Source organism: Micromonospora sp. GCM10011541 (assembly GCF_042650725.1).
Classification (GTDB): domain Bacteria; phylum Actinomycetota; class Actinomycetes; order Mycobacteriales; family Micromonosporaceae; genus Micromonospora; species Micromonospora sicca.
Map to the genome: position 1 here is coordinate 1 of NZ_JBHSBP010000024.1, position 7,785 is coordinate 7,785.

10 protein-coding genes are annotated in these 7,785 nt (G+C 69.5%); 5 read left to right on the forward strand and 5 right to left on the reverse strand.

Translation table 11 applies throughout. From position 1 onward, the window contains the following. Nucleotides 1-235 (reverse strand): transposase (locus ACFOYX_RS09555; RefSeq protein WP_377533883.1); only part of this gene is annotated, 235 nt, incomplete at its 3' end. A 59-nt stretch (nt 236-294) separates the two neighbouring features. Next, entirely contained in the window at nt 295-468 is a 174-nt protein-coding gene (locus ACFOYX_RS09560) for a hypothetical protein (RefSeq protein ID WP_322443669.1), read from the reverse strand. Between the two features lie 282 nt (nt 469-750). On the opposite strand from ACFOYX_RS09560, the gene ACFOYX_RS09565 reads away from it, so the two are divergent. The 3 genes from ACFOYX_RS09565 to ACFOYX_RS09575 all read left to right on the forward strand — a co-directional run bounded on the left by ACFOYX_RS09565 (nt 751) and on the right by ACFOYX_RS09575 (nt 3,221). Further along, on the forward strand, nt 751-1,755 hold the full coding sequence (locus ACFOYX_RS09565) for a hypothetical protein (RefSeq protein ID WP_238452746.1): 1,005 nt from the start codon (nt 751-753) through the stop codon (nt 1,753-1,755). Nucleotides 1,756-2,123: 368 nt separating this feature from the next. Beyond that, nucleotides 2,124-2,792, forward strand: coding sequence for a hypothetical protein (locus ACFOYX_RS09570; RefSeq protein WP_238452745.1), 669 nt, complete (start codon nt 2,124-2,126; stop codon nt 2,790-2,792). Between the two features lie 195 nt (nt 2,793-2,987). Next, the gene (locus ACFOYX_RS09575) at nt 2,988-3,221 is read left to right on the forward strand and encodes a hypothetical protein (protein WP_109801496.1); all 234 of its coding nucleotides are present in this window, start codon (nt 2,988-2,990) and stop codon (nt 3,219-3,221) included. A gap of 605 nt (nt 3,222-3,826) precedes the next feature. Here the strand turns inward: ACFOYX_RS09575 and ACFOYX_RS09580 are convergent. Then, complete coding sequence (locus ACFOYX_RS09580) at nt 3,827-5,128, reverse strand: IniB N-terminal domain-containing protein (protein ID WP_322443668.1); 1,302 nt, start codon at nt 5,126-5,128, stop codon at nt 3,827-3,829. Between the two features lie 252 nt (nt 5,129-5,380). On the opposite strand from ACFOYX_RS09580, the gene ACFOYX_RS09585 reads away from it, so the two are divergent. After that, nucleotides 5,381-5,890, forward strand: coding sequence for a hypothetical protein (locus ACFOYX_RS09585; RefSeq protein ID WP_369292988.1), 510 nt, complete (start codon nt 5,381-5,383; stop codon nt 5,888-5,890). Here ACFOYX_RS09585 and ACFOYX_RS09590 read toward each other — a convergent pair. Together ACFOYX_RS09590 and ACFOYX_RS09595 are read right to left on the reverse strand one after the other, a co-directional pair. Beyond that, a complete protein-coding gene (locus ACFOYX_RS09590; protein WP_322443667.1) occupies nt 5,856-6,746 on the reverse strand; it encodes an IS3 family transposase in 891 nt (296 codons plus the stop codon). The two genes, ACFOYX_RS09585 and ACFOYX_RS09590, sit on opposite strands and share 35 nt — an antisense overlap. After that, on the reverse strand, nt 6,743-7,039 hold the full coding sequence (locus ACFOYX_RS09595) for a transposase (RefSeq protein WP_238454525.1): 297 nt from the start codon (nt 7,037-7,039) through the stop codon (nt 6,743-6,745). The genes ACFOYX_RS09590 and ACFOYX_RS09595 overlap by 4 nt, the downstream gene beginning before the upstream one ends. 127 nt (nt 7,040-7,166) lie before the next feature. Between ACFOYX_RS09595 and ACFOYX_RS09600 the strand changes: the two genes are divergently transcribed. Then, on the forward strand, nt 7,167-7,517 hold the full coding sequence (locus ACFOYX_RS09600) for an Lsr2 family protein (RefSeq protein WP_109801493.1): 351 nt from the start codon (nt 7,167-7,169) through the stop codon (nt 7,515-7,517). Nucleotides 7,518-7,785: the final 268 nt, after the last annotated feature.

Here is a 7,785-nt window from a genome sequence, read left to right on the forward strand (position 1 = left end):
CGTCGCGCTGCCAGCGGCGGAACACCGCGTACGCCGCCGCCCAGGACCCGTAGCACTCCGGTATGTCCCGCCACGGCGCACCGACCCGGGTGCGCCACCGGATCCCATCAATGAGCTGCCGCTTCGTCCATGTCGGCGGCCGACCTGGCCGACGCCCCACAGGTAGCAGCGGCTCCAGCGCCGCCCACTGCGCGTCAGTCAGGTCGTGCCGCCTCGTCACCGCTACAGTGGCCACGAGGTCTCCGTGCTGATGGTCTTCTTCGTCGATGAACCATCTACCGGAGACCTCGCTACTTATCGATCACCGACGCGCCGGAATCTCTTCGCCACCACCGCCGACTTCGACACATGGCCTAACAGGCGGTGCAGCTCGCCGGCGCCATTGATGTCGATCTCGCCGGACAGCACGATGGTCCTCGCGTCACCGTCGGTTCGGACCTCATACTGCCAGGTCGAGTCTGGATTCACGCGCACTCGCCTCTCATCCGCAGGTAGATCCACCCTATAGCTCTGCCGGCTTGACGCCGTCGAGCTCGGCAGCCGTCCGCTGCCGGGTTGCCTGGTAGGGCACGCGCGCAAGTTGCCTTCGGTCGTTGTGCGGATAATGCCAATCCCGCGTGTCGGAAGGTGACCCGCCGACCGCATCCGGCAACAATCAGCGGTTATTGCCTGAGGTAGACCGACAAGTCGGGAGGGGTGCCCGTGATGCGGTGCCGCAGCCGACGACTCGCTCAGGCGACGGTGCGCGGCATGCTTCTGCTCGGTGGCGTCATCGCCACCTGGGGCGCTTGCGACACGATCATGAACGATCCCGCCTACGCCGTCGACGAGCCAGGTCCGGGCATCGTCGGCAACCTGCTCGGCGGCGCCGGGGCGGTGGTCGAAACTGTCCTTCCACGCCCGCCCGCCCCGCCCGAAGAGACGGCGACCGTCGATCCCAGCCCGGCCGGGACCGACGCGGTCGGGGAGCCAACCTCCGTGACCCCGGAACCAGCCGGCACCCTGGCGCAAGCCCGCGCAACGCCCGATTCGGCGATGCGGGTCCCGCCCGTTGACCTGACGGCGGCGATGGTGCCGGTGCGGCGCACGGTGGGCGGGCCGGCCGGTACGGGGTTGACGAGAGTCGTCGAGGCTGTCGCGCCGGTGACGCGTCCGGTCGTGGACGCGGCGGCTCCGGTGGTGCGGGGGATCACCGGCACGGGACTGCTCGAACCCGTTGACGCGGTGGTCGGCCCGGTCGCCGACCCGATCCTCGAGACCCTGCACCCCGTCCTCGCCCCGGTGCTCGAGGTGACGCGGCCGATCCTCGGCCAGCCGGCGGACCCGGCGGTCCCGCCCGGCGATCCGGTAGAACCGCAGCCCGGGTCTGGCGGCCCGGTGCCGGTCGCCACTACTCCAGGCGCTACCGAGCATCCCGTCCGCGTGCCAGCTGTCACCGCCAACCGCCAGGAAGCCACGCAGCCCCCGCCCTACTGGAACGTGGCGGTGCAGCGGTGCAGCGGCGGCGAGCCGGCCCCAGCTGCAGCCGCCGACGTGAGTAGTCGTCCCGGGCGCGTCGGTGGGACCGGCACCGGCGGCCTGACGCCGATCTCGTCCGGCAGCGTGACCAGTTCCGCCGCCTCAGGCGCCGGCACGGCGGCGGCTGACATCTCGCCGCGCCCATGGATGCCGGAGCTGGAATCCCAGCGCTGCGCTTCGTCCCCGTGCGACACGTTCGCCCAACGATCGCCGCAGCCGGGCACCAGACCTGCCTGAGCGTCACCTCATGCGGTGACGGCTGACCCACGGCCGGACAGGCAGCTGAGATGCGACCGCGCGTCGTGGACACCTCTCCAGCCGGCGGGTGGGGCGACGCGGTGGTGATCCGCTGTCGGTGAACGGCGAGCACCATCATCGCCCCACGCACCTTCACGGCCACGCCGCCCTGCTGTGACCCTGGGCGTCCTACGCGCCCGCTCAACCGGGTGCCACGTGTCCTTCGCCGCGCTGATCCGTGAAGCCAAACGGCACGCGCCGGCTCGTCCGTCCCGGTGGCGGGCAACTCGACCTGACTGCACAGCTTCGCCCGACCGGACAGCAGCGCCGGCCACCGGGCAACAATGCCTCAATACAGGAGATCCACCATGACAGGTATTCCGCCCACGGTCCGTGCCCGCTGGTGCGACATCGACGACGTCGTCCGCCTCGTCGCTGCCCCCCTGCACACCTCAACCATCGGCACGTGGCTCGTACCTGATGATGACCAGCGACGCCGCATGCTCACCGCCGTCTCCCGCATCTGGGTCGAACACGCCCTTCTGTTCGGCGAGGTCTTCCTCCTAGACGACCGCTCCGCCGCCGCCGTCTGGTTCCACCGCTACCGCCCCATCCCGCCGCCGGCCAACTACCGCCAACGCCTCGCGGCTGCCTGCGGTGACCACCTCGACCGCTTCCGGACCCTGGACGGCGTCCTCAACACCCACCGTCCCACCGACGCCCACAACCACCTGGCGTTTCTCGCGGCCCCGCCCGCCGATTGGCGCCACGCCCGCGCCTCCACCCTGCTCGCCCGCAGTCTCGTCCGGATGGACCGTCTCGGGCTTCCCACCTACGCAGAGGCCACCACCGCCGCCGAGGCTGCCCTCTACACCCGGCACGGCTACACCGCCCGCGATCCCTTCGCCCTCCCCGACGGCACGATCGTCCACGCACTCTGGCGCGAGACCGCGGACCAGCGCATTCCCCTAGCGGTGAGATCACCCAATAGCCGACCACGGCGGACCTGGGAGCAGACGCGAGTAACGGCAACGTGAGGGCCGAGGCTCCTCACCCGCGATCGCCGGCTCCGCCGCTGGGGCAGCGAACCACCGGAAGTTCATGGCGGCCGCCTCTTACCCTGCCGGGACCGCACCACGATGCTTGTCCACCGGCACCGCGTCTATCCCTGCCCCCCGGGGCTCCTGATCATCCTCGCTCGCTTAACCTTCAGAAGTTGATCAGGAGGCTGCATGGACACGGCCGTGATCTGGATACCCGGCGGCATCGAACCTACCGAGCCCGCCGTGGCGAAGTGCTTCGACTACAGCCGCCGGCGCGGTTACCGGTTGGAGGGCATCGTCCGCGGGCCGTGGGAGTCGGTGAGCTGGATGGTGATGAACCGTGAGGTGGATGTGGTCATCATCTCCGACATGGCGTACCTGCCGGCGGGCCCGACCCCACGGATCGAGGTCGCCGCCGACTGATACGCCCGCCGGGTGGGCGGGCTGGACCACCCCACCTGCGCGGACAGCCCACTCGGCGACGACCAGAGCGCCCCGTCTCTTCACGGACGGGGCGCTGTCGGGCGAGGTCACCGATCCAGGGCACGGCGGATCAGATGACGAGGGCCGGCGAGAGGGGCCGTGGCCGAGGCAGGCCCAGGTGTCGGGGCGCCATGGTCACGGCACGCGACCATGTCGAACATTCCATGCGGCGCTCAACCACGACGTCTACGGCCCTCAGTTTGAAGAACTGGCCAAGGAGCTCGATGCGAGGTGGCTGGCCGTTACCAGTGGCCGTCAGCCACCTCTGGTCCGCGATGATGTGCCGCATCAACGGCGCCGCCAGCGTCGCGTGATGCGCTGGCGGCGCGTGGCGGCCAGGTCCTGCTCGACCAGAACCTCAGTTCCGGCGAAGCGCGGCCCGCATGCGTGGCGTAGAGCGATCTGACCGCGGACCCGGCGCCTGCACAACACGTCCACCGGTTCCACAACGCATACGTGCGGCCGGAAATCCGCGGTAGGTAAACCAAGATGGAGGCCGGGACCGCGCAGTGGGCAGATCCCGGCCTCCGCATAGCACAGCGCCTTCAGCTCAGGAGCAGGCCGTCGGTGAGGCCCCCCAGAAGCTGTCCGTCCGTGCTGGCGTACGCGTCGCCGTGTACACCGACGTCACCGGTGACGCTTCCGACGCCGTGCACCGTGTCACCGAGGTTGCCGGTCACGCCGTCGACGTCGAGTCCGCCGACGGTGCTGTCGAGGGTGCCGCCGGCGAGGCTGGTGGCGCCGTATGCCGTGCCGCCGAGGTCGCCGGTCACGTCGCCGACGAGGCCGGTGGCGCCGTACACGGTGCCCCCGACGTCGCCGGTCACGCCGCTGACGTCGAGTCCGCCGACGGTGCTGTCGAGGGTGCCGCCGGCGAGGCCGGTGGCGCTGTACACGGTGCCCCCGACGTCGCCGGTCACGCCGTCGACGTCGAGTCCGCCGACGGTGCTGTCGAGGGTGCCGCCGGCGAGGCTGGTGGCGCCGTATGCCGTGCCGCCGAGGTCGCCGGTCACGTCGCCGACGAGGCCGGTGGCGCTGTACACGGTGCCCCCGACGTCGCCGGTCACGCCGCTGACGTCGAGTCCGCCGACGGTGCTGTCGAGGGTGCCGCCGGCGAGGCTGGTGGCGCCGTATGCCGTGCCGCCGAGGTCGCCGGTCACGTCGCCGACGAGGCCGGTGGCGCCGTACACGGTGCCCCCGACGTCGCCGGTCACGCCGCTGACGCCGAGTCCGCCGACGGTGCTGTCGACGAGGTTGGTGGCGCTGTACACGGTGCCCCCGACGTCGCCGGTCACGCCGTCGACGCCGAGTCCGCCGACGGTACTGTCGAGCGTGCCGGTCACGCCGCCGCTGAGGCTAACGCTGTCGAGGGTGCCGCCCAGGTGGCCGGTCACACCCGTGAGGCCGAGTCCGCCGAGGTTGCCGGTCGCGCCGCTGAGCCCGAGTCCGTCGACGGTGGCGCCGGCGGTGATGCCAAGGCTGTCTCCGGAAAGCAAGGACGTGATGCCCTGTACAGGAACGTAGTCGGCCACCAGCGGAACGATGTCCTGCACGTCGTCCGGGGTCACGTCGTTGAGACCTGCGTTGTCCAGCGCGCCTTGCGGGTCGACCTCGTACGCCGCTCGGGCGTCACCGTTCGTGAGCAGGCCGAATACGAAGTCCTGCAGGCTCTGCGGCGACACCATGTCAGCGGTTGCGCCCATGTCGGCGGTCGACCCCGCGCTGGCGGTGGAATCCACGTTGGTGGTCCCGCTGGTATCGGCGGTTGCCTCCGTGTTGCCGGTCCAGTCGGCTGCAGAGGTCGAGTTCACGTCGGCGGTCGAATTTGTGCTGGCGCTTTCACTCATGTTGCCGGTCTCCTCGATCGATGTTGTTCGGACGTGGTCTCAGACAACATCGCCCGGACCCGGGATCGACCGTAAGGCGAAGCGGCGGTATCGGACATCGGGGTTGCACCCCAGCCTTATCCGGCCGGGTTGGGGCAGGGGCGGCGGTTGGCGTTAGGGGATTAGGGGATCTTGCGGCGAAATTCCCGCGGGGTAGCGCTGAGGATGTCGTGCCCCGCTACGGCCCCGGCAGAGGCTAACGTCGCCGATGCCATGCGAGGGCTCAAGGTCAGTCCGGGCAGCATCTACCGGCATTTCCCGTCGGAGGGCGGCTCTTCGGGAAGCGGTCATGCGGGAGTGGCTGCATCGCATCCACGCCTCGTTCAGACGTGCAGGGCGCTGGTATCCGAATTCAGGTTCGTCGAAGCAGAGCACGTCGTCGACCTCACGGCCCAGGTCCAGCACATCATCGCCTCGGTCATCAAGCGCGGCGAGTCTCACGTTGCCAACCCTGCCGTCGGCGCGGCGGCGGCGCTGCCATGCATCACTCAGTTCAGGCACCCCTTGCTCGCAAGCGAATGGCACCTGCTGGACATCCACGAACAGCTGCCCCCACTATTGCGCTCATCATCGCCGGCTTCACGAACCCCATTCCACCCCCCAGCTCCACGACCAGACGTCAAGTCGCCTACGGACACTGATCGTCAAGGTAGGCCCCTGTCAATCCCCTGGAAGCGTGGAGGGTTGTTTAAGCTGCCTGGGCCCGGCGGGCTTCGGCGATGAAGTGTTCGTAGTCGACCGGTGACATGCCGTCGCAGGCGCTGTGGCGTCTGCGGACGTTGTAGAAGTCGACGATCCAGGTGGCGATCTTGAGTCGTGCTTCGGCGCGGGTGCGAAACCGCTGCCGGTGGATGTACTCGACCTTGATGGTGGAGTTGAACGCCTCCGCCGCGGCGTTGTCCAGGGCGCAGCCGACCCGGCCCATCGACTGCAGGACACCGAGACGCTTGCAGGCTGTGGCGTAGTCGGCGGCGGTGTACTCGCTGCCGCGGTCGCTGTGAAAGATCACTCCGTCGACGGTGCCGCCGCGGGTCGCCGCGGCCATGCTCAAGGTGGCCTGGGTCAGGTCGGCGTCGTGGTGGGCGCTCATCGCGTAGCCGAGCAGCCGGCGGGAGTACAGGTCGATCACGGTGGCGAGGTAGAGCTTGCCCTCGTCGGTGACGACCTCGGTGATGTCGCCGCACCACAACACATCCGGTGCGACGGCGGTGAACTGCCGCCGGACCCGGTCCGGGGCCACCGGCCGTTTGCCCTGCCTGGTGAGGCTGCGTCGGCGCCTCGGTGTGCGTCCGGCCAGGCCGAGCGCGGCCATCCGCGCCGCGACGGTGTTGACCGACACCTGCCACCCGTCGGCGTGCAGATCCTGGGCCACTCGGGGAGAGCCGTACGTGCCACCCGAGGCGTCGAAGGAGACCCGGATCGCCTCATCGAGGGCGTCGCGGCGGGTCTGCCGCGCGGTGGGCTGCCGGTCACGCCACTTGTAGAACCACGACTCGGACAACCCCAGCGCCCGGCAGGACACCGCGTGCGGCACGGCGTGCTCGGTCCTCTGAGCGGAGACGAAGCGGGCCACACTCACTTCGTCGCCTCCTTGACCCACAGGACCACAGATCGCTTGAGCACGTCGCGCTCCATCGCCAACTCGGCGTTCTCCCTGCGCAGCCTGACCAGCTCGGCCCGCTCGTCCTCACCAAGACCGCCCGCGGCCGCCTCACCGCGGGCCCGCCGATCCTGCGCCACCCAGTTGGCCAGAGTGCCGTCGTTGATCCCCAGATCCCGGGCGACCTGCGCGATCGGCTTGCCCGTCTCCCGCACGATCCGCACCGCGCCCTCACGGAACTCCCGGTCGAACCGTCTCCTCGTCTCAGCCATGACCATCTATCCCCTTAGGTCCGGCCTCCACGCTATCGGGGGAACCTCACTTGTTGAGATCACCTCAATACTGCCTTGTAGGCGGAAATTGGGCCCAAGGCACCAATTCCTCGAAGGGAGTGAATTCATGGTTCGCAAAGTGGTCATGCTGTTGACCGACGACCTCGACGGGAGCAAGGCGGATCGCACCGTCGAGTTCAGCCTGGACGGCGTTTCCTACGTGATCGACCTCTCGGACCAGAACGCCGGGGCTCTCCGCAAGGCTCTGGACGAGTACATCAACGCCGGCCGGCGGATCGGTCGAGGCGGTGTCGACGCACGCCGGGCCACACGTCGGCCGGGGAGTCCCGCGGCTCCCGGGGCAGCCAACCGGGTGCGGAGTGGCGCGATCCGTGAGTGGGCCGCGCAGAACGGCTACAAGGTCTCCGACCGGGGACGCATTCCGACCTCGCTCATGGAGGCGTACAGCAATCGCTGATCGGTCTTGGGACCGCCCGTGAGCAGTCGGGCGGCACTCGGCTGGAAAGGCCACGCCGACAGGCCGAGTTCGCGGCGGCGTACCCGCAGGCCGCCACTACGAACTGAGGGGTGTTTACCGGTCCCTCGGTGACTGCGCGGGGCAGCGCCCACCCGGCCGATCAGGCCGGGGGTATGCCCGCCGGTGCCGGCTGCCCGGTCAAGGCGCAATGCCGTTCAGATAAGGCATCGGTGCAGGTCAGCGCGGTGTGCTGACGGCTGCTGATCGG